Here is a 24,551-nt window from a genome sequence, read left to right as displayed (position 1 = left end):
CCCCTGGTGCACCACACAGCGGGAGCCGCATTCCTATGATGGGCGGACGACACCGCGGGCCGCTGCGACCAGGCAGTCCGATCTCGGTGCAGATGCGGCGCAATGGTGGTGGAGGGGTCGATGACTCAGGGGGCCGGTCAGGGACCCGATGTGCGGACGGCGACGCTGCGCGACTTCCGCGTACCGGCGTACGTCCATGAGACGGCCGGTCCCGCCGAGGCGCACCCCGGGGCACCCGGTGAGGCGCCGGACGACGGCTACACCCCGACGCAGCGGGACCTGCCCGTGATCAACCGCGGCGACACGGTCCAGGTGCAGGTCATGCCGGAGCCCCCGCAGCCGCGGGCGAGCGAGGAGCACGGCCCGCTGTACGTGGTGGGCGACGTGCACGGCTATCTGGCCGAGCTCATCGCCGCGCTCCAGGAGCAGGGCCTCGTCGACGCGGAGGGCAGCTGGTCCGCGGGCAACGCGCGCCTGTGGTTCCTCGGCGACTTCACCGACCGCGGGCCGGACGGCATCGGCGTCATCGACCTCGTGATGCGGCTCTCCGCCGAGGCCGCGGCCGCCGGCGGCTACTGCAAGGCGCTCATGGGCAACCACGAGCTGCTCCTGCTCGGCGCCAAGCGCTTCGGCGACACCCCGGTCAACTCCGGCGCGGGCACCGCGACCTTCCAGGCCGCCTGGCTGCTCAACGGCGGGCAGAAGACCGACATGGAGCGTCTGGAGGACCACCACCTCCAGTGGATGGCCCGCCTGGACGCGATGGAGGAGGCCGACGGCCATCTCCTCGTGCACTCCGACACGACCGCCTATCTGGATTACGGGGACTCGATCGAGGCGGTGAACGACACCATCCGGGAGACCCTCACGCGCAACGACGCCGACGAGTGCTGGGACCTCTTCCGGAAGTTCACCAAGCGCTTCGCCTTCCGCGACGAGTCCGGCCCCTCGGCCGTACGCGAACTGCTCGACGTGTACGGCGGCACGCGCATCGTCCATGGCCACAGCCCCATCCCCTACCTCCTGGGCGACGTCGGCTCCGAGGACGACTCGGACGGCGGCGGTCCGGTCATCGAGGGCCCGCACGTCTACGCGGACGGCCTCGCCATCGCCATGGACGGCGGAGTGACCATGGCCGGAAAGCTACTGGTCTGCCAACTCCCCCTGGGTATCTGAGCGTTCAGCGGGCAGGCGCTCCTTTACAGGATCACGCTGGCCAGGGGGGCCAATTCTGGAAACCCCCTGTCACCGCGTGCCGTCACGGCTCTACCATCGGCTTATCCGTAGCAGGCTCCCCTCCGTTTCTGCCCGACGGCTCGTAGCCATGCGAGCCTTAGCCCTACGGAGCATCGGGGGATGCACATGAACAGCGCTCCACACCTGCTCAATGAGGACCGCCCCGAGTACGAGCGGATCCTCGATGAGGCGCTGCGCACCGCACCTGACCGTCCTGAACTCGCCGCAGTGGGCCAGCGGCTCAACACCGAACAACTGCGCACCATGGCCCTGAACGCGACCGCGTTGATCACGGCCGCGGCCGCGGCCGAATACGCGCACTACGTGAAGGTTCGCGAGGAGTTGCGCGAACCTCGACCGTCGTCCACATCGATCCGCGAAGGGAGCGGACAGAGCGCCGCGGAGTCAGGTTCCGGCGGCGTCAGCCTGGCCACCACGATGGGCGAGGTCGCCGAGCCGGCGGCCGCGGGAGCCGGGGCGATCGCCGTCGTCGCGGTCCTCGCACCCGTCCTCGCGGGAACGGCCGCCGCCATCTTCCTGCTCGTCGGCTACATCCTGAAGATGCTCAACCCCGAGCCCGCCTTCGCGGACACCCTGCTCACCGCGGGATGGCTGTTCGGCGCGCTCACCGCCGGGGGCATCCTGGTCGCCGCGGTCGGCCTGCTGCTGACCGCTCTGCGCAACGGCGCCACCTCGCTCCAGGCAGGACTGCACGGCGAACGACATGAGGAGGTGTCGCGGGCCAGGGAAGCCTGGGGCCGGGCGCTCCTCGAGCGGGGCGTCGTGCCGTTCCTGCGGGAGGCCCTGACGGACCCGGGCGCAGCCGCGGCCCGCAGGCCGTCGCCGGGTCCCGGGGGAGCCGCGGCGGGCACCAGCCGCATGCCGCAACTCGGCTACCACAGGCCGGGGTTCAGCAGCCCGGACGGCGGCCCGACAGCGGGTCCGCGCCCGAGCTACTCGAGCCCCGACTTCTCCAGCCCGGACTTCGGCGGCCCCGACCACAAGCCGGAGTAGGCCGAAGCGGGGCCCGGGACCATGAGGTCCGCCCGAGCACCACACGCCTCGACGCGCCGCCGCCGGCGAACGGCGGCGCGGGAACGGGGGCGTGGGGCGCGGGGGACGCCTGCAAGGGACCGCGGGGATGCCTGCGCCGGACTGCGGGGACGCCTGCGCGGGGGACGCACGGAGTCGTGCTGCTACATGCGCCGGAGTATCTGTGCCCCGGCCCTCTCGACCGCTGTGCGGCTGTAGACGTGCACCAGCGCGAGGTGGAAGAGCGCCGGCGCAAGAGGAGCCCAGCGATGAATCCGATCGGCGCGCAGCATGTACTTGACCACGGTCGCCGGACGGAAAGGCACGCAGTCGATGGTCTGGTGCTCCCATCTGTCCGCGACGCCTCTGCTCATCCGCGCCTGCAGGCCTTCGTGGGTCAAGTCCTTGAGCTTGGCGTAGAAGTGGGCGCTCCAGTGGCGCTTCTCGATGTCCAGCACGAAGGCGAGCAGGTCGAGTGTGTACTCGTTCGGCTCGATGGAGAGTTCCTCCCGCATGCCGCGTCGCGCGACGGCATGCAGGTCGGGGGCGCTCCGGCCGGAGGAATCGATGTGCCGTGACATCCCCTCGTTCACAGAGGAGTTCCAGACGCCCGGTGCCATACGGACCCGGTCACTGCGCTGGCTGACGACCAGCATGTCGTCGGCGGTCACCACCGCGATGTTCGTGGCGAAACTGCACTGCAGAAACGCGGGTGCCTGCAGTGGTCTGTCCGGGTCGAGGTAGCGGGACCGGGGAGTCGACCCGTCGGTCAGCCGGCGGTCGAGCTGCTGAGCCGCGAGGAACGCGTAGTAGTCGGTCGGGCGCAGCCTCAGGTGGACCTCGGGCTGTTCGTCGAGGGCGGTGCGGGAGACGTCGAAGGAATCGACCGCGTAGCGGGGCCCGTTCCACAGCGGTGTCCGGCCCTCCGCCCGTAACAGTGCGCTCTCGGCCTCGACCTCGGCGCGCCACCCGGCCATTTCCGACGGCAGCTCGATCTCCTCGTCGAGGACTTGGACGTAGATGGCGTCGGCCGGTATGGACGACTCGCCGTCCCCCTCCACGATCAGGGCGGACGTGTGGAGAGGCCCCAGGGAGAAGGTTCGCCACGCGGGGCTGGACTCCTCCCGCTGTCTCAGGCTGCGTACCGCTCTCGTGGAGCGGGTCCGCAGTCTGTACCAGGAGTTCTGCAACGGCTGCTGGAACAGCACCGCGAACAACATCCCCAGTACCGCGCCGACGACTCCGTTGGCCACATCGATCCCGCCCATGTCAGGCAGGGTAGGGACGCGGATCGCCCCGTGCGCGATCTTGGCCGTTCCGTTACGGCACGACACAGTACTGGCCAAAGCTTGGGGGGCAGGACTGGTCGAAGCCTGGCGGGCCCCGGGCGCGGTGACCGGGGCCCTGACCAGGAACTCAGCCCATGATGCGTCCGGTTCAGTCCGCGATCGGCAGATAGACGCGGTTGCCCGCTGCCGCGAACTCCTTCGACTTCTGTTCCATGCCCGCCTCGATGTCGTCCGCGGCCAGGTCCCCGCCGTGTTCGCGGCGGATGTCCTGCGAGATCTTCATCGAGCAGAACTTCGGCCCGCACATCGAGCAGAAATGCGCCGTCTTCGCGGGCTCGGCCGGCAGCGTCTCGTCGTGGAACTCGCGTGCCGTGACCGGGTCGAGGGCCAGGTTGAACTGGTCCTCCCAGCGGAACTCGAAGCGGGCGTCCGAGAGCGCGTCGTCCCAGTCCTGCGCGCCCGGGTGCCCCTTGGCGAGGTCCGCCGCGTGCGCCGCGATCTTGTACGTGATGACGCCGGTCTTCACGTCGTCGCGGTTGGGCAGGCCCAGGTGCTCCTTGGGCGTGACGTAGCAGAGCATCGCCGTGCCCCACCAGCCGATCATCGCGGCGCCGATGCCGGAGGTGATGTGGTCGTAGGCGGGGGCGATGTCCGTGGTCAGCGGGCCGAGCGTGTAGAACGGCGCCTCCTCGCAGATCTCCTGCTGGAGGTCGATGTTCTCCTTGATCTTGTGCATCGGGACGTGACCGGGGCCCTCGATCATCGTCTGTACGTTGTGACGCTTGGCGATCGTGTTGAGTTCCCCGAGCGTCCTCAACTCGGCGAACTGCGCCTCGTCGTTGGCGTCCGCGATCGAGCCGGGCCGCAGGCCGTCGCCGAGCGAGTACGTCACGTCGTACGCCGCGAGGATCTCGCAGAGCTCCTCGAAGTGCTCGTAGAGGAAGCTCTCCTTGTGGTGCGCGAGGCACCAGGCCGCCATGATCGAACCGCCGCGCGAGACGATGCCGGTCTTGCGGCGCGCGGTGAGCGGGACATACGGAAGGCGCACGCCCGCGTGCACCGTCATGTAGTCCACGCCCTGCTCGGCCTGCTCGATGACCGTGTCCTTGTAGATCTCCCAGGTCAGCTCCTCGGCCTTGCCGTCGACCTTCTCCAGGGCCTGGTAGAGGGGGACGGTGCCGATCGGGACGGGGGAGTTGCGCAGGACCCACTCACGGGTGGTGTGGATGTTGCGGCCGGTGGACAGGTCCATGACCGTGTCGGCACCCCACTTGGTCGCCCAGGTCATCTTGTCCACCTCCTCCTCGATGGAGGAAGTGACCGCGGAATTGCCGATGTTGGCGTTCACCTTCACCAGGAACCTCTTGCCGATGATCATCGGCTCGATCTCCGGGTGGTTGACGTTCGCCGGGATCACGGCGCGCCCCGCGGCGACCTCGGCGCGCACGATCTCGGGGTCCATGTTCTCGCGGATCCCGATGAACTCCATCTCGGGCGTGATCTCCCCGCGACGGGCGTACGCGAGCTGCGTCACCGCCTGTCCCTGGCGGGCGCGGCGCGGCTGACGGGGGCGGCCGGGGAAGACCGCGTCGAGGTTCTTGAGCCCACCGCGCGGCGAGGTGTGCTTGATGCCGTCGTCCTCGGGACGGGGCGGGCGGCCCGCATACTCCTCGGTGTCTCCGCGGGCGATGATCCAGTTCTCCCGCAGCGGCGGCAGACCGCGGCGGACGTCGGTCTCGGCCGACGGGTCGGTGTACGGACCGGAGGTGTCGTACAGGGTCACGGCCTTGCCGTTGGTGAGGTGCACCTGGCGGACCGGCACGCGCAGGTCGGGGCGCGAGCCCTCGACGTACGCCTTGTGCCAGCCGATGGACTTCCCGGCCTCGTCGCTGTCGTGCTGCGTCGAGGCAGGCGTGCGTGCGTCCGATGTGGTCATGAGACCTACTCCCTACGCCGGCATTACCCGGTAACAGGTTCGGCGGTCGACGCAGCGGATCCCGCACGGCCCGCACCATCACTGGTGCCTTTCGTACGGAGGTCAGCGCCCTCTCAGCCCGGTGCTCCGAGCTCCCGCGATTGCAAAGGTGGCTCCACGCTAGCGTCATGTCGGGCGCGCTGAACAGAGGGCCCCCTCCGTTCTTGCGATGATCGGGCAGTGACCACCACACCGCCGCCGTCCCCGCCTCCGTCGCAACCACCCGTCCCGGGACCGCCTCCGCAGGGGCCCGGACAGCCACCCGGACATGGGCGTTCCCCCGGTCATCCCCATGGGCACGCGCAGGGGCATGCGCCGGGGCATGCACAGGGGCACGAGGGCTCTTCCGGGCACGGACACGGACACGGTGGGCACGGCCACTCCCACAGTCACGGCCCCGCCGCCCCCGTCTCCAAGCACCTGCGCAAGGTCATCGCCGCAGTGCTGATTCCTTTCGCCACGGCGGTGGTCGTGGGACTCGTGGTGCTCTGGCCCGGCGGGACGCCGTCGCACGAGCGCACCGGGGTCGGCTTCGACCGCCAGATGCAGTCGGCGAAGGTCACGAAGGTGCTGGCGCTGCCCTGCAAGGAACTCAGCCCCTCGCAGACCCCGCCGAACGGCGACACCTCCACCGCCGAGGGCCAGTCCGCGCAGTCCAGCGCCCAGGGCACCTGCAAGAAGGCGACGATCGAGGTGACCAGCGGCAAGGACAAGGGCCGCACCTTCATCGAGATCATCCAGCCGGACTCGCCCCGGCAACTCGACGCGGGCCAAGAGGTGGTGGTCGCCTACGAGCCCAAGGCCCCCGAGGGGCTGCAGTACTCGGTCACCGACGTGAACCGCAAGATCCCGATGGCCCTGCTCGCCGGCATCTTCGCGCTCGCCGTCGTCGTGGTGGGACGGCTGCGCGGCGTGATGGCCCTGGTCGCGCTCGCCATCAGCTTCATGGTGCTGACGCTCTTCATCCTGCCGGCGATCCTGCAGGGCTCGAACCCGCTGGTCGTCGCGGTGATCGGGGCGAGCGCCATCATGCTGATCGCGCTCTATCTCTGCCACGGCCTCACGGCTCGCACCTCCGTCGCGGTGCTCGGCACGCTCATCTCGCTGCTGCTCATCGGCCTCCTCGGCTCACTCTTCATCGGCTGGGCGGCGCTGACCGGCAACACGGACGACAACACCGGCCTCATCCACGGCCTCTACCCCTCCATCGACATGAGCGGTCTGCTGCTCGCGGGCGTCATCATCGGCTCGCTCGGCGTACTCGACGACGTGACGGTCACCCAGACCTCCGCGGTCTGGGAACTCCACCAGGCCAACCCCGCGATGGGCTGGCGCGGCCTCTACCGCGCGGGCATCCGCATCGGCCGCGACCACATCGCCTCGGTCGTCAACACCCTGGTGCTCGCCTACGCGGGCGCCGCGCTGCCCCTCCTCCTGCTCTTCTCCATCGCGCAGTCCAGCATGGGCACCGTGGCCAACAGCGAGTTGGTCGCCGAGGAGATCGTGCGCACCCTCATCGGGTCGATCGGCCTGGTCGCCTCGGTGCCGGTGACGACCGCTCTGGCCGCCCTGGTCGTCTCCGCGGACCGCCCCTCGGGCACCGGGGCGGGTGCGGGTGCGGGTGCGGGACGGGGTGCTGCCGGGGGCGGTTCCCACGCCGGTGCGGCGGCATCGGCCTCCGGCGTCCCTACCGCCCGCCCCTCACGCGGCGGACGGGGGCGCCGCCGCAAGGCGTGACGACAGGGGCATACGGCGCCCTCTCCCGAAGACGCCAGGGAGAATCCGGCGTCTTCGGGGAAAGGCGCCAGCGGGCATCCGGCGTCTTCGGGGAAAGACGCCGACGGGCATCCGGCACCTTCACGGAAAGACGCCGGGGCGGATGCGAAATGCACCAATCTGCCATTCGTATCAGCCTGTTGCCCCCAGAAGATCAGCCGGCGTTCTGCTCCTCGGCGAGGATCCGGTCGAGCGCCTCGTCGAGATGCGTGTCGAAGTCGGCGAGCGCCCGCTCCTGCCCGAGCGGCACCAGCTTGTCCGTACGGTCGAGGAACGCCAGCAGCGGCGGAATGCCCACCCTGAACAGCGCCTGTTCACCGCCGACCTGAAGCCTGATCAGCGCTTCGTCGAGCAGGTCGGGATCGGTCGGCTCGATGCGCACGTCCCCGTCCCCGCACGGCCTGCCCACGCCGTCGATCAGCAGCTCCCGCCCGAAGGTCCACGTCACCGGGGCATCACCGGGCAGATGGAACGTCAGCCGCACGGCATAGGGATCGTTGATCTCATAGCGCAGCTCCACCGGGATGCGAAACGAGAGCTCCTCGGAAACAAGGAAGCTCATCATGACCTCTGCCTGCACCGACTCGCCCATCGCGCCCTACCCCGTCACATAGCCCTCAACTGGCCAGGAACCAACTCCCTGACACTCCTGGCATCTTGCTTAACGTACACACCAGATCACAAGGAGTGAGTTTTCAGATGCTGATAGAGAAGGCGAGTGTCCCTAGTAGCCTTCCGATCTCCCGCTGCAACCTCTGTGCCGCGGGCAGCAACCGGTCCGCCTGATAGGCGGGAACGGAAATGGCCATGGTCGCCGCCGTGTCCCCCGCCGTGATCGGAATCGCCGCGCAGACCGTCCCGAGCGCGTACTCCTGACGCTCCACGACGGGCCGCATCCGCTCCATCGCATCGAGCCGCCGCATGAATGTGCGGTCGTCCCGAACCGAGTAGCGAGTGATCGACTGAACCGGATAGCGGGCAAGATGGTCCTGCCGTGCCCGCTCGTCGAGCTGGCCGAGCAGACACTGTCCGATCGCGTGGGCATGACCCGTCTCACGGAAGTCCGCCCACTCCTCCACCGCGGGGTTGCTCGGAGTGTCGGCCACGGCCACGAGATCGATCTCGCCCTCGCGGTAGACCGCGAAGTACACGGGGACGCCGATGGTGTCGCGCCAGTGTGCCAGCGAGTCGTCGATCGTGCCGCGACGATTCTGCTGCGCTCCGCTGCTGCTGAGGCGCTCGGCCGCCTCGCCGAGCACGAACACGCCCTTCTCACGGCGCAGATAGCCCTCGTGGGTCAGGGTGCGCAGCAGGTGGTACGCGGTGGGGAGCGCGAGCCCCGCCTCCCGGGCCAGCTGTTTGGCGGGCGCCCCGTCCTGGTGCGACGCGACGGCCTCCAGGAGCCGCATGGCCCGCTGCACGGAGCCGATGAGGGTCGGCGCGACGGCGGCCTCGACCAAGGGGGCTGGGGCGGCCTTGCCGGTTTCGGCGGTCGCGGGGTGCGGGGCCGGGGCCGAGTCCAGGCATGGTTCCGGTTTCGGGTCCGGTTGCGTTGGGGAGACCGCGTCCGTTGGGGAGACCACGTCCGTCCGGGAGAGCGCGTCCGTCCGGGAGAGCGCGTCGGCGGGTGCGGTGCCGATCGGCGAAGGGACGTCGAACGGTGAAGTGGTGATGTCGACCGCGGCCAAGGTTCGCTCCCGAAGCGCGTGGGGGTCCCCGCCCTTGCCCGGATCACCGGGGGAAGGGGCAGTGCGCCCGTCCGCGGGGATCGCACCCCGCGTCGGTTTTCGGACTCTAACCCTTGGCCACCGCTCTACGGCGCCCTGCCGGGAAACTTCCCCCGGGCGAGGGAACCGTTGCGGAAAGTCACCAGTCGGTGGTCGACGAACAACGGTCGAACGGCAGCCACCGAACGGTGCTCGTCGCACGGCGCCCATCGAACACGTTGGCCATCGAAACCGTGGTCATCGAACGCGGTGGCCATCGACCAGCGGCCACCGAACGGGAGTTACCGAACGGGAGTCGCCGAATGGGCGTCGCCGAATAGGAGCCGGTGGATGAGAGCCGCCGAACAGAGAGCACCATCGCCGCCGGAAACGGACGTCACCAGTCGCTGCGGGAAGAAGAGGAGCCGGATATGAACTTCCGTACGACGTAGATGAGTCCACCGACCAGCGCGACGAAAAGCAGCGCCTTGAAGAGCAGACCGATCACGAATCCGACAACGCTCGCTATCAGGCTGCCGAACACGACGAGCGCGATGACCGGCACGGCCACCCACTTCACCCACCACGGCATTCCCGCAAAGATCTCCTTCGCCGCCATCGTCCTTACCTCTCTCTGCTTCTCTGCAAGTCCCGTACTTCTTGCATTCGATGCTAGGGCGCCGAAGAGCCGAACGGGGGCCTCGGATCCCCCGTACTCCCCTGATCCGACCCTGAGGGAACCCCGAGGTCGGACCCTCTGTCGAGTCAGCCCTCAGGAGGGGAGAAGACGACGAGAACGCGCAGGTCCTCGCTGATGTGATGGAACTTGTGGGCGACCCCGGCCGGCACGTAGACGACGCTGCCGCGCGCCACCTGCGTGGTCTCCATGCCGACGGTGATCGAGGCCCGGCCGCTGACGACCATGTACACCTCGTCCTGCCCGTGCGGCTGCTGCGGGTCGGTGGCGCCGGCGTCGAGCGCGTACAGCCCGACCGACATGTTCCGCTCCCGCAGGAACTGCAGATACGCGCCGTCGTTCGCGGCCCGCTCCGCCTCCAGCTCGTCCAGTCGGAATGCCTTCATCGCCCTCGTACGCCCCTTGCCGCTGCTCTGCCGTTTGCCGCTGCTCATGCCGTGTGCCGCGCAGCCGCTGATCGCCGCTGCCGCCGCTTGTCGCCGCTTGTCGCCGCCCATGCTGCCGGTGCGCGTCGTGCCGACGCCCGCCGCCCCTCGCGCACCGGACGTTCGCGGCCCGCGTCTGCCACGATCAGACACATGAAGAATTTTGTAGTCAAGACGATCGCCAACGCCGCGGCCCTGGCCGTCGCCGTGTGGCTGCTCGACAAGATCACCCTGACCGGCGACAGCACGGGCAAGAAGGTGGGCACGCTCATCATCGTCGCCCTGCTCTTCGGGCTGGTGAACTTCCTGGTCAAGCCGGTGGTGAAGGTCCTCACCTTCCCGTTGTTCATCCTGACGCTCGGCCTGATCACCCTCGTGGTGAACGCCCTGATGCTGCTGCTCACGTCATGGCTGGCCGACAAGCTCGACGTCAGCTTCCACGTCGAGGGCTTCTGGACCGCCGTCCTGGGCGGCCTGATCATCTCGGTCGTGTCCTGGGCCATGAACGTCGTGCTCCCCGACGAGGACTGATCCCGCCCCATGCCCTTCTCCGTGTGTTTCGTCTGCACCGGCAACATCTGCCGGTCCCCGATGGCCGAGTCCGTCTTCCGCGCCCGCGTCGAGGAGGCCGGGCTCGGTGACCTGGTCGCGGTGGACAGCGCGGGCACCGACGGCTGGCACGAGGGGGACGGTGCCGACCCGCGCACCGTCTCCGTCCTGCGAGCGGCCGACTACGAGAGCGACCATGTCGCCCGCCAGTTCCATGCCGACTGGTTCGCGCGGCTCGACCTCGTCATCGCCCTGGACGCCGGGCACCTGCGGGCGCTGCGCCGGCTGGCGCCGACCGCGGCCGACGCGGACAAGGTGCGGCTGCTGCGCTCGTACGACCCGGCCGCCGACGACCTGGACGTGCCCGACCCCTACTACGGGGACTTCGAGGGGTTCGAGGAGTGCCTGAGAATGGTCGAGGCGGCGAGCGAAGGCCTGCTCGACGCGGTACGTGAAGCAGTGGAAAGGCGGGCGGCATGACGACGGAATCGGAGTCCACGGGTCCCATAGGCGACGGCACACGCGCGGTGCGGGCCGGGCTCCCGGAGCCGGTGAAGCACGAACCGACGCTTCCCGGCCCGGTGTTCGCGGCCCATTTCCACCTGCCGGGCGACCCCACGGGCGGATACGCCTACGGACGGGACGAGAACCCCACCTGGACGCACCTGGAGCGCGCCATCAGCGAGCTGGAGGCGCCGGACTCTCAGACTCCGGGCTCCCGGACCGCAAGCTCTCCGGCCTCGGATTCCCAGGCCCCGGACTCTGCGGCTCCGACCCCCTCGGAGGGCGTCGAGACGCTGGTCTTCGCGTCCGGCATGGCCGCCATCTCGGCGGTGCTGTTCTCGCAGCTGCGTGCCGGTGACGCGGTGGTCCTGCCGGACGACGGCTATCAGGTGCTGCCGCTGGTGAGCGAGCAGCTCACGGCGTACGGCATCGAGGTGCGCACCGCCCCGACCGGCGGCGACGCCCAGCTCGACGTGCTGGACGGCGCCAAGCTGCTGTGGATCGAGACGCCCTCCAACCCGGGCCTCGACGTGTGCGACGTGCGCCGGCTCGTCGAGGCGGCCCACGCGCGCGGTGCCCTGGTGGCGGTCGACAACACCCTGGCCACGCCGCTCGGCCAGCGCCCCCTGGAGCTCGGAGCCGACTTCTCGGTGGCCAGCGGCACCAAGATGCTCACCGGGCACGGCGACATCCTTCTGGGGTACGTCGCCTGCCGCGACGCGGAGCTGACCGCGTCCGTGCGGCGCTGGCGCAAGATCGTCGGGGCGATTCCGGGCCCGATGGAGGCCTGGCTCGCGCACCGCTCGCTCGCCACGCTCCAGCTGCGCGCCGACCGGCAGAACGCGAACGCCCTGGCCCTCGCCGAGGCGCTGCGCGACCGTCCGGAGGTGTCGGGGCTGCGCTACCCCGGGCTGCCCGACGACCCCTCGCACAAGATCGCCGCGCAGCAGATGAGGCGCTTCGGGTGCGTGGTCTCCTTCACGCTGCCCACGCGCGCGCGTGCCGAGCGTTTCCTCGAAGCGCTGCGTCTCGTCGACGACGCGACGAGCTTCGGCGGGGTGCGGTCCACGGCCGAGCGCCGTCGGCGCTGGGGCGGCGACGCCGTGTCGGAGGGCTTCATCCGGTTCTCCGCGGGCGCCGAGGACCCCGCCGACCTGGTGGCGGACGTACTGCGCGCGTTGGACGAGTCGGCCGATTCGGCGGGCTGACCGCTCGCCGCGGGGCACACGCACCCGTTCTCCGCACAACGAACGGTCCGAGCCTCCCCCCTCGTGGCTCGGACCGTTCCGGTTCTGCGCGCGAAGAACCGCGCGAACAAGGCTAGTTGACTCTGTGTCAGTGTCCAATCACAGTAGCGACAGAGACCTATCGACATATTTATAGTTGGGCGCGCCCTGAGAGCAGGAAGGGGAGGGACGCCGCCATGGATCTGGCCCTGCTGCGCACCTTCGTGACGGTGCACCGGGCCGGTTCCTTCACGCGCGCGGCGGCGCTGCTCGGGCTCTCCCAGCCCGCCGTCACCTCGCAGATCCGCACTCTGGAGCGGCAGCTGGGCCGCCCGCTCTTCCTGCGTCAGGCCCGCGGCGTGACGCCCACGAGCATCGGCGACGAGCTCGCCCACAAGGCCGCCCCGCACCTGGACGCCCTGGTGGAGATCGCCGAGTACGGGCTCGACGAGGATTCGCCGGTACGCACACTCCACCTCGCGGGCCCTCCGGAGTTCACCGCCGAACGCGCCCTGCCCTCCCTCACCACGCTGACCGGCCAGGACAGCCAGAGCTACGCCCTGCGTGCCTCGTTCGGCACCGCCGACGAGGTCCTCGACGGGCTCGCCGCCGGGCACCATGACCTGGTCATCACCACGGCCCGGCCACGCGGCACGCTGCTCTCCGCGACGCCGCTCTGCGACGAGGAGCACGTCCTGGTCGCGGGCAAGCGCTGGGCCGCCCACATCGGTCCGGGCACGCCGCGCCGTGGGGGAGCGCCGTCGCTGGAGAACCTTCCGGTGGTCGAGGTGCACGAGTCGCTGCCGTTCGTCTCGCGCTACTGGGCCGCGGTCTTCGACGCCCGCCCCGCGGCGTCCGGCGCCGTCATCGTGCCGGATCTGCGCGCGGTGCTGGCCTGCGCGGCCGCGGGCGCCGGCCTGGCCGTACTGCCCCGCTATCTGTGCGCCGAGGCCCTCCGGCGCGGGGACGTCGTCGCGCTCCTCGATCCCACGGTGCCTCCGCTGCGCACGTACTTCCTGGCGGTGCGCGCGGGAACGCTCGCGATGCCGCACATCGCGCGGGCGCACGAGTGGCTGCTGCGTGCCGCCGTCGACTGGGCTTGATGGGGGTCCCGGCTGGTTCGCGATGTTTCACGTGGAACAGTCCGGGCCACATTTCTCCCATGACCGTCCGACCCGTGGTCAAGCGCACCGCACGCGCCGTCCTGCTGGACGGAGACGACCTGATCCTGATCAAGCGGACCAAGCCCGGCGTCGATCCGTACTGGGTCACCCCGGGCGGCGGCGTGGAGCCCGGGGACGCCACCGTAGTCGACGCGCTGCACCGCGAGGTCCACGAGGAGCTCGGCGCCAAGGTCAGCGATGTGGTGCCCTGTTTCGTCGACACCGTGGAGCACATCGGTGAGGACGGCGGGGCCACTGGTGTGAAGGTGCAGCACTTCTTCGTCTGCCGCCTGGAGTCCATGAACACCGGCCTGCGGCACGGCCCCGAGATCGAGGAGCCGTGCGGCGAGTACGAGATCGTGCACGTGCCCTTCACCCGGGTCGGCATCGCCTCGGTCCATCTCGTACCGCTGTCGCTGCGGCACTACCTCGACGGCAACATCGAGGGCGTACGCGCGATGCACGCCCCCGACCTGGGCTGACCCCTCCTCACGGAGCCGTCCCCCGCCGCGCCGCGTCAGCCGCCGGGCGCCACCAGGTCCTCGACGGAGTCGTGGCGAATCCTTCCCTCAGGAATGCCGACGTCCCGCAGGGTGTCCACTCCGCTGCGGATCATGCCGGGCGGCCCCGAGAGATACGCGTCGTACTCGTTCCAGGGGCCGTATTCGCGGACGGCGTCGGGCAGTTGGGCCCGCTGGTCGACGACCGGGCGGACGGCCAGCCAGGGGTGGGCCTGCTGGAGCCGCAGCATCGTGTCGATGTCGTACAGGTCGTGATCGGTGCGGGCGCCGTAGAACACCTCGACGGGGCGCCGCCTGCCGTGCTCGGCGACGTCCTCGACCAAGGCCTTGATGGGCGCGATGCCCGTACCGCCGCCCAGGCAGAGCAGTCCACTGTCGGTGGTGTGGTCGACGGTCATCGAACCGGCGGGCGGGCCGAGCCGCAGGATGTCACCGGGACGGGCGTGGTGCACCAGGGCGTTGGAGACCCAGCCGGCCGGGACGGCCTTGACGTGGAAGGACAGCAGCCCGTCGGAGCGGGGCGCCGAAGCGAAGGAGTAGTTCCGCCATATCCGCGGCCACCAGGGCGTCTCCAGGCTGGTGTACTGCCCGGCGAGGAAGGGGTACGGCTGGTCGGGGCGGACCGTGACGACGGCTATGTCCGGGGTTCTGAGGTCGTGCGAGACGACCTCGGCGTACCACCAGGCGGGGGCGCGCAGTTCGTCCTCGGCAGCCGCGTCGATCATGACCTGGGAGATGGTCGTGTACGTCCGGACCCAGGCGGCCTCGGTCTCCTCGTCCCAGACCGCGCTCGCGTACCGGCTCAGGGAGCCGATCAGACACTCGCCGACGGCCGGATAGTGCTCGGGCCGCGTGCCGTACTTACGGTGTCCACGGCCGAGGTTCTTCAGGTACGAGACGAGTACGTCGGTGTGGTCGATGTGCTCGGCCGCGGTCAGCAGCGCCTTGAGGAGCCGGTCCCGCTGGGTGTCCATCGCCGCCGGGAACAGGCCGCGCAGATCGGGGTGCCGGGTGAACAGCAGCGCGTAGAAGTACGAGGTGACCTTGTCGGCGACGGGGCTGACTTCGGCCATCGTGCGCTGCACCAGGACGGCGTCGGGGGAGGCCTTCGCCGTCGGCTCCGCTTGCGGAAGGGGCGCGGGTGACGGTGCCGGTGCCGGTGCCGGTGCGGTCGCCGTGGCCGCAGCGGACGGTGCGCTCCTCGCGGTCGTGGTGCTCGGCGCGGGCCCCTCGGTGGTCGCGGTCGTCGCGGGCGCCGGGGCGGCTATTCGCTCGCCTGCGCGCTCGTGTGCGGGTGCGGGCTCGGGGCCGGGCCTGGATGCGCCGGACTGCCGCGGAACGCCCTCCTCCTGCCGCTGGGGCGGCCTGCGCGGTGTGAACCAGCCGCCCCCGTCGCCGGCAGTGCCGTCGTCCGCCGACGTGGTGGTCGGAGCCTCCATGCTGTGCCTCGCCTCGAACATCTCTCGGTCGGTCTGCGCACTTCCGGTCGGAAGCTGCCTGCTTTCCTCGCTCTGCCTCGATGGCCGATACGGCCACATTGAACCCCGGGTTCCGGGACCCTACGGACAAGTAGGTAGAGAATGTGACATTGGCCGCAGTCCCTCACTGCAGCATCGCATTCACCCCCGCCACGCCGGTCGTATTACGAGAAGTACGGGTTCTGGATCTCTTGGCCCCGTTAGGCTTCATTGACCTGCGTGTGTGCCCCCCAGAGTGCGAAGAAGCGCACCCGGCACGAATCGGAGTCGACCATACCGGCAGCCGCCGGGCACACAAGCCCCCCTTCCCTTCACCTTGAATTCAATGCCCTCGCCTGCCAATTGCCTCAATTACCGGGCGTGCCGCACCAATTCGTACGCCTTACGCAGATCCCGCCCGACATACGAGTGGGTGGCCAGGCCCACCAGCCGCTGATCCGCATTGACGGCGACGGAAACCGGCACGGCACCGAACAGGTCACGGTCGGAAAGCGAGTCCCCGTACGCGACGCAATCGCCGAGGCCCACCCCGAACTCTTCACAGAGCCGGTTCGCGATCTTCACCTTGGCCGCGGGGTTGAGGATGCCCGTCGGATCGACGGGCTCGGTGAAGGGCACGGCGGGGAAGCGCGAGCCGTGCGCGGCATGCGCGCCCCAGCCCAGGAGCCGCTCCACGAAGAAGGACGGCGAGAGGGACACCACCGCGCAGTAGTCACCGCCCGCGCGGATCTCGGCCCAGGTGTCCCGGATGCCGGAGAGCCAGGGCGCCCCCTCGAAGGCCGCCGTCACCTGTGCGTCCGTGAGCTCCGCCCACAGGGCGTGCACCCGCACCGCGTACGTCGGCGAGTCGATGTGCCCCGCCACGAAGCCCCGCTCCAACTCGGCGATCTCCGCATCCAGGCCGAGCTGCCGTGAGATCTCCACGGGCGCCGCCGTGCCGTGCAGCAGCGTCCCGTCCATGTCGAAGAGGTGTAGGCGTGCCATGTACGCCGAGGCTAGTACCCGCGGTTACTCCCGCTGTCAGACGCCCCGGCCGTCGCTGCTTGGCACCGTGTTTCACGTGAAACTAAGCCGCCCCGCGCGTCGGGCCACCCTGGTTGTCCATGTAGTCGGCGCAGCCGGCTGGCTCGGGCTCACGCTCGGGCTGCTGGCTCTCGCCCTGACCGCGATCACGACGGAATCCCCCACGAGCATCGAGGCCGCCGTCCGCTCGATGAAGGTGTTCACGGACTGGCTGGTGCTCCCCCTCGCCCTGCTCACCCTGCTGAGCGGCCTGCTGCTGTCCCTGGGCACGCCGTGGGGACTGGCCAGGCATCGCTGGGTCTACGCGAAGTTCTGGCTGACCCTCGCCACGACGGCCGCGTCGGCCTTCTCGCTGCGCCCCGGCATCAACGCCACGGCCGCGACCCTGGCGGCGGGCGACCCGTTGACCGATCCGAGCGGCCTGATCGCCGGGCCCATCGTCTCGCTCAGCGCCTACGTCTTCATGACCGTCATCTCCGTGCTCAAGCCCTGGGGCCTCACCCGCCGTGGCCGGAAGCAACGTGGCGAAATGCATCGTGCTTCTGCCCACAAACGGGTGGACGCCGGGGACGTGCGTCAGACAGCCTGACCCGGGTGTCGACACCTTCCCTCTCCGCACTGCCCATCCGCCGACTCACCCCCCGCGACCTGAAGGCCTGCGCCGACCTCTCCGAGGACCGCGAGTGGCCCCGCGAGGAACACAAGTGGAGTCTCCTGCTCTCGGCCGGAACGGGCTACGGCATCGACGACCCCGACGGCAACGGCCTGATCGGTGCCTATGTAGTGACCCAGTACGGCCCGCAGGAACGCCCCGGTCTGGCGGCGATCGGCATGGTCCTCGTCGCCGAGCGGTACGCCCGCCGGGGCATCGGCCGCCGCATGATGCGGCACGCCGTCGAAGAGTCGGCCACTACTCCGCTCACGCTCCACGCCACCCCGTACGGCCGCCCGCTCTACGAGCAGCTCGGCTTCAAGGCGATCGGCCGCGCCGAGATGGTCCGGGGTCGCCTCGTCCCCGCCGGCCCGCTGCCCGACATCGCCACCCGGCCCGCCACCGCGGAGGACCTGACCACCATCCTCCGGCTCGACACCGAGGTCTTCGGCCACGACCGCACCCACGTGATCACCCGGCTGCCCGCCTTCACCGACCAGCTCCGGGTCGCGGAGGCCGACGGCGAGATCATCGGCTACGCGGGCGCCTGGCCGAACATGGAGACCCATGTCGTGGGCCCGCTCGTCGCCCGCGACACCGAGACCGCGAAGGCCCTCGTCGCCTCGCTCGCCGCCCGCACCGACCGGCCGCTGCGCACGGACATCGACGTGCGGCACGAAGAGCTGCTGGCCTGGGTGAAGGAGGGCGGCCTCGCGTCCGTCGCCTTCAACTCCGTGATGGCGTACGGCACTCCGGAGCTGCCCGGCGACTGGACCCGCCGCTTCGCGCCGCTGACGGTCGCGGCCGGCTGACCCGGCCTCCGCACCACGAAAGGCCCGCTCCCCGAAGGGAGCGGGCCTTTCGCATGCGCTGCCTGAGCACTTCTCGCAGGCGTTACGCGAGGGACTGCACGGCCGCCGTCGCGAAGCCGTGGTCCTGCTCCGGGGCACCGCCGCCGACGCCGATCGCGCCGATCAGGCGGCCGTCGCGGTGGACCGGCACACCGCCCGCGATGAAGAGCAGCGGCCGGTCGAGGGCGGTGGGCAGGGTGTGGAAGAGGCCGCCGGGCTGGACCGCGTCGACCAGGTCGGCGGTCGGGGCGTTCAGCTGAAGCGCGGTGTAGGCCTTGCGGGTGCTCGTCTCGCCGGAGATCAGCACGGCGCGGTCGTCGCGCCGGAAGGCGAGGAGGTGGCCGCCCGCGTCGAGGACGGTGACGCTGACCGTGACACCGGCGTCCTCGGCCGCGCGACGGGCGGCGGTGACGAGCGCCTCGGCGTCCTCGATGGTCAGCGGGGCGACGGCAGCGGTGGTGGTGCTCATGAGGGGTCTTCTCCTTGAGGGGTGGTGCTGGTGAAACGGAGGGGGAGTCAGGAAGTCAGCGGTGTGGGGGGGAGTCGGAAGGTCAGTGGTGGACCGGGGTGGCCCGCTCGACGGGCGCCGCACCGGTCACGACCCGGCTCGGAGCGCCGGTGCGACGCTCCAGGGCGGCCGAGACGAGGGCCAGGACGAGGGCGGAGGCGGCGAGGGCCGCGCCGACCCAGTTCGGGGCGGTGTAGCCGAGGCCGGCGGCGATGACGATCCCGCCCAGCCAGGCCGACAGCGCGTTGCCCAGGTTGAAGGCGCCGATGTTGACCGCGGAGGCGAGCGTCGGAGCGCCCGAGGCGTAGTCGAGGACCCGCTTCTGCAGCGGGGGCACGGTCGCGAAGCCCAGGGCCCCGATCAACATGACGGTGACGGCGGCCGCGATCTTGTTGTGCGCGGTGAGGGTGAACAGACCGAGCACCAGGGCGAGGGAGCCCAGCGACACGTACAGCATCGGCATCAGCGCGCGGTCCGCGAACCGGCCGCCGATGAGGTTGCCGCCGACCATGCCGAGCCCGAAGAGGACGAGCAGCCAGGTGACGGAGGAGTCCGCGTAGCCGGCGACATCCGTCATCATCGGCGTGATGTAGGTGATGGCCGCGAAGACACCGCCGAAGCCGAGCACCGTCATCGCCATGGCGAGCAGCACCTGTACGTTGCGGAAGGCGCCGATCTCGTCGCGCAGCCGCACGCCTTCGGGCTTGGGCAGGTCCGGCACGAGCTTGGCGACACCGGCGAGGCCGAGGACACCGAGGGCCGCGACGATCACGAAGGTGATGCGCCAGCCGATGGCCTGGCCGACGAAGGTGCCGAGCGGCACACCGACGACGTTGGCGACCGTGAGGCCCGAGAACATCATGGCGATGGCTCCGGCCTTCTTCTCCGGCGCCACCAGTTCGGCCGCGACGACGGAGCCGATGCCGAAGAAGGCACCGTGGGCGAGCGAGGCGACGATGCGGCCCGCCAGCATGACGCCGAAGACCGGGGCCACGGCGGAGAGCAGGTTCCCGATGATGAAGAGGCCCATCAGCAGCATCAGCATCCGCTTGCGGGAGACGCGGGTGCCGAGGGCGGTCATCAGCGGGGCGCCGAGCACGACGCCGAGGGCATAGCCGGTCACGAGGAAGCCGGCCGTGGGGATGGAGACGCCGAAGTCACCCGCGACCTCGGGAAGCAGTCCCATGATCACGAACTCGGTGGTTCCGATTCCGAAAGCCCCGATCGCGAGGGCCAGAAGCGCGAGAGGCATTGGATCTACCTTCCAGACGGTTGCAGGTGCGCTTAACGTGCGTACACAATAGTTGCACGCGCGGGATAATTGCAAGCGCTGAATATTGCACAGGTGGATTACTCTGGGTGCAGCCGCTCCGGGACGGAGGAACAACAGTCATGACCGCGACAGACCCCGCACTGACCGCGCTCGCACAGAGCTGGTGCGCGCTCTCCCTGCTCCACGGGAAGATCGAGGCCCACGTCGAGCGCGCCCTCCAGGCCAAGCACGGCCTGAGCGTGCGCGAGTACAGCCTCCTCGACGTCCTCAACCGTCAGCACGACGGAGAGGGCGGCCACCTGCAGATGAAGCAGGTCGCCGACGCCGTCGTGCTGAGCCAGAGCGCGACCACACGCCTGGTCACCCGCCTCGAGGAGCGCGGACTGCTGTCCCGCTACCTGTGCCCGACCGACCGGCGCGGCATCTACACGGACGTGAGCACGGCCGGCGCCGCGCTGCTCGCCGAGGCGCGCCCGACCAACGACGCCGCCCTGCGCGAGGCGCTCGACGAGGCCGCTCAGAACCCTGAGCTCGCGCCACTGGTCAAAGCCGTCGAGACGCTGCGCGTGCCTGCCTAGGCCGCCCGGCGATGCCCGCGGCCCCCTGCCCTCGGAATGGTCGGTCCGCATAGGCTGCGGCCATGGGAGATCTTGAAATACGCCCTGCCGTCGCCGACGATCTGCCCGCCATCGTGGGCATGCTCGCCGACGACCCGCTGGGCGCGGCACGCGAATCGCCGGACGACCTCACTCCGTACGTCACCGCCTTCGAGCGGCTGGCCGACGACCCGAACCAGCATCTGGTCGTCGCCGTACGCGAGGGGCGCGTCGTCGGCACGCTCCAGCTCACGATCATTCCGGGGCTCTCCCGGAAGGGCTCCACTCGGTCGATCATCGAGGGCGTGCGGGTCCACGCCGACGAGCGCGGCAGCGGGCTCGGCACGCGGTTCATCGAGTGGGCCGTCGAGGAATCCCGGCGCCAGAACTGCCAGTTGGTGCAGCTGACCTCCGACGCCACCCGCACCGACGCCCACCGCTTCTACGAGCGGCTCGGCTTCTCGGCGTCGCATGTGGGCTTCAAGCTGCAGCTCTGAGCCAGCGACGTGGGGGTGGGGCTGTTTCACGTGAAACAGCCCCACCCCGCACCGCGTTAGAAGGCGCGCCACCCCTGCGGGTCCACCCCGCCCGGAACCGGCGCTCCGGCGTCGTACGGCTCACGGGTGAAGACGAACGACCCCAGGTCGAGATGGCTGACCGAACCGTCCGGCCGCCGCACCGCCCGCAGCAGCTCGCCCGCGTAGTAGCCGTTGAGCCCCGTCCATGTGCCGTCGCCATTGGACGTGAACCGGGCCTGGCGTCCCGCGCCGGAGAGCGGGCCCAGCTCGACCCCGCCGTCGGCCGTCAGCCGGAGCGCGAGCACCTGGGTCCCCCAGTACCAGGGACCCGTCAACTCCAGCGCCTTCTCGTCGACTTCGGGGAGCGGGCGCCACGGCTCCGGGATACGGGGTTCGGCCTCGGCCACGATCTTCACCAGGTCCGCGGCCAGTGTTCCCATCAGAGGTCCGGACGTGCAGTTGGCGAGCGCGACCGCGGCGACGCCCTCCTGCTCGCTCACCCACACACCGGCCAGGAAGCCCGGCAGCGAGCCGGTGTGCCCGGCCAGCTCGATCCCCTCCCAGCGCAGCAGATCCAGGCCCAGGCCGTACGACCTGTCCCGGTCCCCCGGCTGCGAGGGCCCCGCCGGCGTCCGCATCTCCCGCACGGACTCCGCGCCGAGGACCCGGTCGTCGCCCTTCGCCAGGAACCACGCGAAGCGCGCCAGGTCCGCCGTCGTGGACCACAGCTGGCCGGCCGGAGCCATCAGCCCCAGGTCCTCGACGGCCTCCGGCATCATCACGTCCGCCCAGGGATGGACGGCCCAGCCGCCCGCGTGCGGGGCCTCGGGCTGCGCGCTCGTACGGCTCAGCCCCAGCGGCTCCAGGATCTCGCGGCGCAGCACCTCCTCCCACGGAGCGCCCCGCAGGGCCTCCACCAGCGATCCGAGCAACGTATAGCCGGGGTTGGAGTAGTGGAAGCGACGGCCGACGGGGTGCTTGAAGGGCTGCTCGCCGAGGACGTCGGCGAGCTCGGGGCGCGTCGAACCGGGAGTGCGCTCCCACCACTCGCCCGGCGTCTCGGCCGCCAGCCCGCCCGTGTGCGCGAGGAGTTCCACGATGGTGGCCTCCCCCGCGCCCGTCCCCGGCAGGTGCTTCTCCAGCGGATCGCCCAGGTCCAGCACACCCTCGTCCCGCAGCCGCATCACCAGCACGGCGGTGAAGGTCTTGGTGATCGAGCCGATGCGGTACTGGACGTTCTCGTCCGGCTCGTGCCCGTCCACCATGCTGCGGCCGCCGCTCCACACCAGCTCTCCTTCGCGGGCCACCGAGGCGACGACCGAGGGGGCCCGGCCCTCCGTCTGCGTGGTGGCGATGCGATGCAGCAGGGCTCGGCGGGTGGCGGGCAGCAGCTCTTCATGGGGTGTCGTCATGGGACCAGTTCACCTGGGGGACGTCCGTTGGTCGAGCGAATTCGACGGTGATGCCGGCACCGGTGCCCAGAGCCCGGCGGCCGTGCCGTCACGCAGATGCTGTTCGTAGACGGAGACCTTGCCCTGGATGACGTCGAGGCAAGCGCTGAGGTCGTCGATCCTGGCGCGTACGTCGCGCTCGTGCTCCTGGAGCAGCGCGAGGCGCTCCCGCTCATTGCCGGGACCCGAGCGGACGAGCTCCGCGAACCGTTTGACCGTGGCGATCGGCATCCCCGAGTCCCGCAGCCGCCCGCACAGCAACAGCCAGTCCACATCCGCCTGTTCGTAGAGCCGCTGGCCACCGCCGGACCGAGGGATCTCGCGCAGGAAGAGCCCCTCGCGCTCGAAGAACCGCAGCGCGTGCACGCTCAGACCGGTCACCTCGGCGACCTTGCCTATGGACAGACCGCCCGCGCCCGCTCTCCCGCCGGCCGGACCCACCGCATCCTCACTCATGCCACGACCGTACGGCCACTGATCCCTTGACCTAGCGCGCGGTCTAGGTTCTAGCGTCGCGGACATGATCACAGCACAGCAGAGGCTGGGCACCGGATTCGGCGCCCACAGCACGGCCGACGACGTCCTCGCCGGCATCGACCTGGCGGGTACCACCGCCCTGGTCACCGGCGGATACTCCGGCCTCGGGCTCGCGGCCACCCGTGCGCTCGTCCGCGCGGGCGCGCGCGTCGTCGTCCCCGCACGCCGCCCCGACACCGCCGAGGACGCCCTGCGCGGCACGCCCCGCACCGAGGTCCACGCCCTCGACCTGGCGGACCTGGACAGCGTCCGTACTTTCGCCGAACGGTTCCTGGAGACCGGCCGCTCCCTCGACCTCCTCGTCAACGGCGCGGGCGTGATGGCCTGCCCCGAGTCGCGCGTCGGTCCGGCGGGCTGGGAGGCGCACTTCGCGATCAACCACCTCGGACACTTCGCGCTCACCCAGCGCCTGCGTCCCGCCTTCACCCCCGGCGGGGCCCGCGTGGTGGCGGTCGCGTCCTCCGGACACTTCCTGTCGGACATCCGCTGGGACGACCTCCACTTCCGCGCCGGCTACGACCGGTGGCTGGCGTACGCGCAGTCCAAGACCGCCAACGCCCTGTTCGCCCTGCACCTCGACCGTCTCGGCGCCGCCCACGGCCTGCATGCCTTCGCCGTGCACCCCGGCAGCATCCTCACGCCGCTGCAGCGCCACATCCCCCGCGAGGAGTGGCGCGCGCAGGGCTGGGTGACCGAGGACGGTACCCCCGCCGAGGGGTTCAAGACGCCCGAGCAGGGCGCGGCGACAGCCGTGTGGGCGGCGACGTCACCGCTCCTCGACGGCCACGGAGGGGCGTACTGCCAGGACTGCGACATCGCCGAACCGGCCACCACCGACGACATGCTCGTCGGCGGCGTCAAGCCGTGGGCCGTCGCCCCCGACGCGGCGTCCCGGCTCTGGGACCTCTCCTGCGAACTCACAGGACTCAGCGCCTTCTGAAGCGCGGGCTCCGCCGGCCTCAGTCCTGGTCCGCGTCGTCCGCCGTGTCGGGCAGCAGCGGGAACAGCCGGGTGATGAGCGCCACCGGACGAGCGCCGTCGGGCCGGGCCAAGGGCCGTTGTTCACGGTCCTGGTAGGGCGCGAGTGCCCGCCGGACGACGTCCGCGACCCGGCTCATCTCCTCGGGGGTCAGATAGGCGATCGCGCTGAAGGCCTCGTCGTGCCGCCACTCGGCCGGTGCCGCGTCCCGCTGGGCCAGCCAGCGCTGCCAGCTCTCGTCCTCAAGTCCCCGGGCAAGATCCCCGAACTGCTCCTCCGCGGCCCCCTCGGCGGCAGCCGTGCGCCGCCTCAGCCTCCAAGGACGTGCACGGCCGCCGCTGTGGGGCGCCTCCTCGATGTACCCGTGACGCGCGAGCTGCCGCAGGTGGAAGGAGCAGAGGCCGGAGCTGTAGCCCAGCCGGGAGGCGGCTTCGGTCGCGGTGACCGTGCCGACTTCGGCCAGCAGGTCCAGGAGGGCGGTGCGGACTTCGTGCTCCCGCAGCTCTTCGCCGGCCCCCGCGGCCCGGTCGTCCCGCGCGCCCTGGGCGTTGACGTCATCTTCAGTCACTTTGCAAAGTCTGCTACT

The 24,551-nt window shown here is 70.4% G+C and carries 26 protein-coding genes; 13 read left to right on the top strand and 13 right to left on the bottom strand.

All coding sequences use genetic code 11. The features are described from left to right. Positions 1 to 120: 120 nt before the first annotated feature. Both AOK22_RS18915 and AOK22_RS18910 read left to right on the top strand, forming a co-directional pair. Positions 121 to 1,176: a metallophosphoesterase gene (locus AOK22_RS18915; protein ID WP_055699849.1), complete on the top strand. Its 1,056-nt coding sequence runs from the start codon at positions 121 to 123 to the stop codon at positions 1,174 to 1,176. A 180-nt stretch (positions 1,177 to 1,356) separates the two neighbouring features. Beyond that, a complete protein-coding gene (locus AOK22_RS18910) occupies positions 1,357 to 2,250 on the top strand; it encodes a hypothetical protein (RefSeq protein ID WP_055699848.1) in 894 nt (297 codons plus the stop codon). 182 nt (positions 2,251 to 2,432) lie between these two features. On the opposite strand, the gene AOK22_RS18905 is transcribed toward AOK22_RS18910, so the two are convergent. Together AOK22_RS18905 and thiC are read right to left on the bottom strand one after the other, a co-directional pair. Then, positions 2,433 to 3,536 (bottom strand): hypothetical protein, encoded by a 1,104-nt coding sequence (locus tag AOK22_RS18905; RefSeq protein ID WP_055699847.1) that lies wholly within the window; start codon positions 3,534 to 3,536, stop codon positions 2,433 to 2,435. Between the two features lie 169 nt (positions 3,537 to 3,705). Next, positions 3,706 to 5,493, bottom strand: a complete 1,788-nt coding sequence (gene thiC / locus AOK22_RS18900) for a phosphomethylpyrimidine synthase ThiC (RefSeq protein ID WP_055699846.1) — start codon at positions 5,491 to 5,493, stop codon at positions 3,706 to 3,708. 219 nt (positions 5,494 to 5,712) lie between these two features. Between thiC and AOK22_RS18895 the strand changes: the two genes are divergently transcribed. Further along, positions 5,713 to 7,269 carry a YibE/F family protein gene (locus AOK22_RS18895; protein WP_079036664.1) on the top strand — a complete coding sequence of 519 codons (1,557 nt, stop codon included), beginning with the start codon at positions 5,713 to 5,715 and terminating at the stop codon, positions 7,267 to 7,269. A gap of 193 nt (positions 7,270 to 7,462) precedes the next feature. On the opposite strand, the gene AOK22_RS18890 is transcribed toward AOK22_RS18895, so the two are convergent. The 4 genes from AOK22_RS18890 to AOK22_RS18875 form a co-directional block, all read right to left on the bottom strand. Next, a complete protein-coding gene (locus AOK22_RS18890; protein ID WP_055699845.1) occupies positions 7,463 to 7,900 on the bottom strand; it encodes an SsgA family sporulation/cell division regulator in 438 nt (145 codons plus the stop codon). 103 nt (positions 7,901 to 8,003) lie between these two features. Then, positions 8,004 to 8,729, bottom strand: a complete 726-nt coding sequence (locus tag AOK22_RS18885; RefSeq protein ID WP_055699863.1) for an IclR family transcriptional regulator — start codon at positions 8,727 to 8,729, stop codon at positions 8,004 to 8,006. Between the two features lie 682 nt (positions 8,730 to 9,411). Then, positions 9,412 to 9,633, bottom strand: a complete 222-nt coding sequence (locus AOK22_RS18880; protein ID WP_055699844.1) for a DUF5326 family protein — start codon at positions 9,631 to 9,633, stop codon at positions 9,412 to 9,414. A gap of 146 nt (positions 9,634 to 9,779) precedes the next feature. Next, positions 9,780 to 10,097: a cupin domain-containing protein gene (locus tag AOK22_RS18875; RefSeq protein WP_055699843.1), complete on the bottom strand. Its 318-nt coding sequence runs from the start codon at positions 10,095 to 10,097 to the stop codon at positions 9,780 to 9,782. Positions 10,098 to 10,289: 192 nt separating this feature from the next. Here AOK22_RS18875 and AOK22_RS18870 point away from each other — a divergent pair, with 192 nt between their 5' ends. The 5 genes from AOK22_RS18870 to AOK22_RS18850 all read left to right on the top strand — a co-directional run bounded on the left by AOK22_RS18870 (position 10,290) and on the right by AOK22_RS18850 (position 14,060). After that, positions 10,290 to 10,667 (top strand): phage holin family protein, encoded by a 378-nt coding sequence (locus tag AOK22_RS18870; RefSeq protein ID WP_055699842.1) that lies wholly within the window; start codon positions 10,290 to 10,292, stop codon positions 10,665 to 10,667. 9 nt (positions 10,668 to 10,676) lie between these two features. Further along, on the top strand, positions 10,677 to 11,165 hold the full coding sequence (locus tag AOK22_RS18865; RefSeq protein ID WP_055699841.1) for a low molecular weight protein-tyrosine-phosphatase: 489 nt from the start codon (positions 10,677 to 10,679) through the stop codon (positions 11,163 to 11,165). Beyond that, entirely contained in the window at positions 11,162 to 12,397 is a 1,236-nt protein-coding gene (locus AOK22_RS18860; RefSeq protein WP_055699840.1) for a cystathionine gamma-lyase, read from the top strand. Before AOK22_RS18865 ends, AOK22_RS18860 begins: the two co-directional genes overlap by 4 nt. Positions 12,398 to 12,612: 215 nt before the next feature. Then, positions 12,613 to 13,518, top strand: coding sequence for a LysR family transcriptional regulator (locus AOK22_RS18855; RefSeq protein ID WP_055699839.1), 906 nt, complete (start codon positions 12,613 to 12,615; stop codon positions 13,516 to 13,518). Positions 13,519 to 13,577: 59 nt separating this feature from the next. Beyond that, on the top strand, positions 13,578 to 14,060 hold the full coding sequence (locus AOK22_RS18850; protein WP_055699838.1) for an NUDIX domain-containing protein: 483 nt from the start codon (positions 13,578 to 13,580) through the stop codon (positions 14,058 to 14,060). A gap of 35 nt (positions 14,061 to 14,095) precedes the next feature. Here the strand turns inward: AOK22_RS18850 and AOK22_RS18845 are convergent, their stop codons facing one another. Together AOK22_RS18845 and AOK22_RS18840 are read right to left on the bottom strand one after the other, a co-directional pair. Beyond that, positions 14,096 to 15,559, bottom strand: coding sequence for a globin domain-containing protein (locus AOK22_RS18845; RefSeq protein ID WP_079036663.1), 1,464 nt, complete (start codon positions 15,557 to 15,559; stop codon positions 14,096 to 14,098). 369 nt (positions 15,560 to 15,928) lie between these two features. Beyond that, on the bottom strand, positions 15,929 to 16,561 hold the full coding sequence (locus AOK22_RS18840) for an HAD family hydrolase (RefSeq protein ID WP_055699837.1): 633 nt from the start codon (positions 16,559 to 16,561) through the stop codon (positions 15,929 to 15,931). 76 nt (positions 16,562 to 16,637) lie between these two features. Between AOK22_RS18840 and AOK22_RS18835 the strand changes: the two genes are divergently transcribed. After that, a complete protein-coding gene (locus tag AOK22_RS18835; RefSeq protein ID WP_055699861.1) occupies positions 16,638 to 17,189 on the top strand; it encodes a hypothetical protein in 552 nt (183 codons plus the stop codon). 5 nt (positions 17,190 to 17,194) lie between these two features. After that, entirely contained in the window at positions 17,195 to 18,064 is an 870-nt protein-coding gene (locus AOK22_RS18830; RefSeq protein ID WP_055699836.1) for a GNAT family N-acetyltransferase, read from the top strand. An 82-nt stretch (positions 18,065 to 18,146) separates the two neighbouring features. Here AOK22_RS18830 and AOK22_RS18825 read toward each other — a convergent pair whose 3' ends face one another. Continuing rightward, positions 18,147 to 18,572, bottom strand: a complete 426-nt coding sequence (locus tag AOK22_RS18825; RefSeq protein WP_055699835.1) for a GlcG/HbpS family heme-binding protein — start codon at positions 18,570 to 18,572, stop codon at positions 18,147 to 18,149. A gap of 82 nt (positions 18,573 to 18,654) precedes the next feature. Next, complete coding sequence (locus AOK22_RS18820; protein WP_055699834.1) at positions 18,655 to 19,863, bottom strand: MFS transporter; 1,209 nt, start codon at positions 19,861 to 19,863, stop codon at positions 18,655 to 18,657. Positions 19,864 to 20,003: 140 nt separating this feature from the next. Between AOK22_RS18820 and AOK22_RS18815 the strand changes: the two genes are divergently transcribed. Both AOK22_RS18815 and AOK22_RS18810 read left to right on the top strand, forming a co-directional pair. Continuing rightward, positions 20,004 to 20,462 carry a MarR family winged helix-turn-helix transcriptional regulator gene (locus AOK22_RS18815; RefSeq protein ID WP_055699833.1) on the top strand — a complete coding sequence of 153 codons (459 nt, stop codon included), beginning with the start codon at positions 20,004 to 20,006 and terminating at the stop codon, positions 20,460 to 20,462. A 62-nt stretch (positions 20,463 to 20,524) separates the two neighbouring features. Beyond that, the gene (locus AOK22_RS18810) at positions 20,525 to 20,977 is read left to right on the top strand and encodes a GNAT family N-acetyltransferase (RefSeq protein WP_055699832.1); all 453 of its coding nucleotides are present in this window, start codon (positions 20,525 to 20,527) and stop codon (positions 20,975 to 20,977) included. Between the two features lie 56 nt (positions 20,978 to 21,033). On the opposite strand, the gene AOK22_RS18805 is transcribed toward AOK22_RS18810, so the two are convergent. After that, positions 21,034 to 22,410 (bottom strand): serine hydrolase domain-containing protein, encoded by a 1,377-nt coding sequence (locus AOK22_RS18805; RefSeq protein ID WP_055699831.1) that lies wholly within the window; start codon positions 22,408 to 22,410, stop codon positions 21,034 to 21,036. A 9-nt stretch (positions 22,411 to 22,419) separates the two neighbouring features. After that, positions 22,420 to 22,905, bottom strand: a complete 486-nt coding sequence (locus AOK22_RS18800; RefSeq protein WP_055699830.1) for a MerR family transcriptional regulator — start codon at positions 22,903 to 22,905, stop codon at positions 22,420 to 22,422. Positions 22,906 to 22,969: 64 nt separating this feature from the next. Here AOK22_RS18800 and AOK22_RS18795 point away from each other — a divergent pair, with 64 nt between their 5' ends. After that, complete coding sequence (locus AOK22_RS18795; protein WP_055699829.1) at positions 22,970 to 23,926, top strand: SDR family NAD(P)-dependent oxidoreductase; 957 nt, start codon at positions 22,970 to 22,972, stop codon at positions 23,924 to 23,926. A 19-nt stretch (positions 23,927 to 23,945) separates the two neighbouring features. Here AOK22_RS18795 and AOK22_RS18790 read toward each other — a convergent pair whose 3' ends face one another. Beyond that, positions 23,946 to 24,533: a winged helix-turn-helix domain-containing protein gene (locus tag AOK22_RS18790; RefSeq protein ID WP_055699828.1), complete on the bottom strand. Its 588-nt coding sequence runs from the start codon at positions 24,531 to 24,533 to the stop codon at positions 23,946 to 23,948. Between the last annotated feature and the right edge of the window lie 18 nt (positions 24,534 to 24,551).

This window comes from Streptomyces silaceus (assembly GCF_001419745.1).
GTDB lineage: Bacteria > Actinomycetota > Actinomycetes > Streptomycetales > Streptomycetaceae > Streptomyces > Streptomyces silaceus.
The sequence above is the reverse complement of the archived record's forward strand: the minus strand, read 5'-3'. Positions and strand labels throughout refer to the sequence as shown.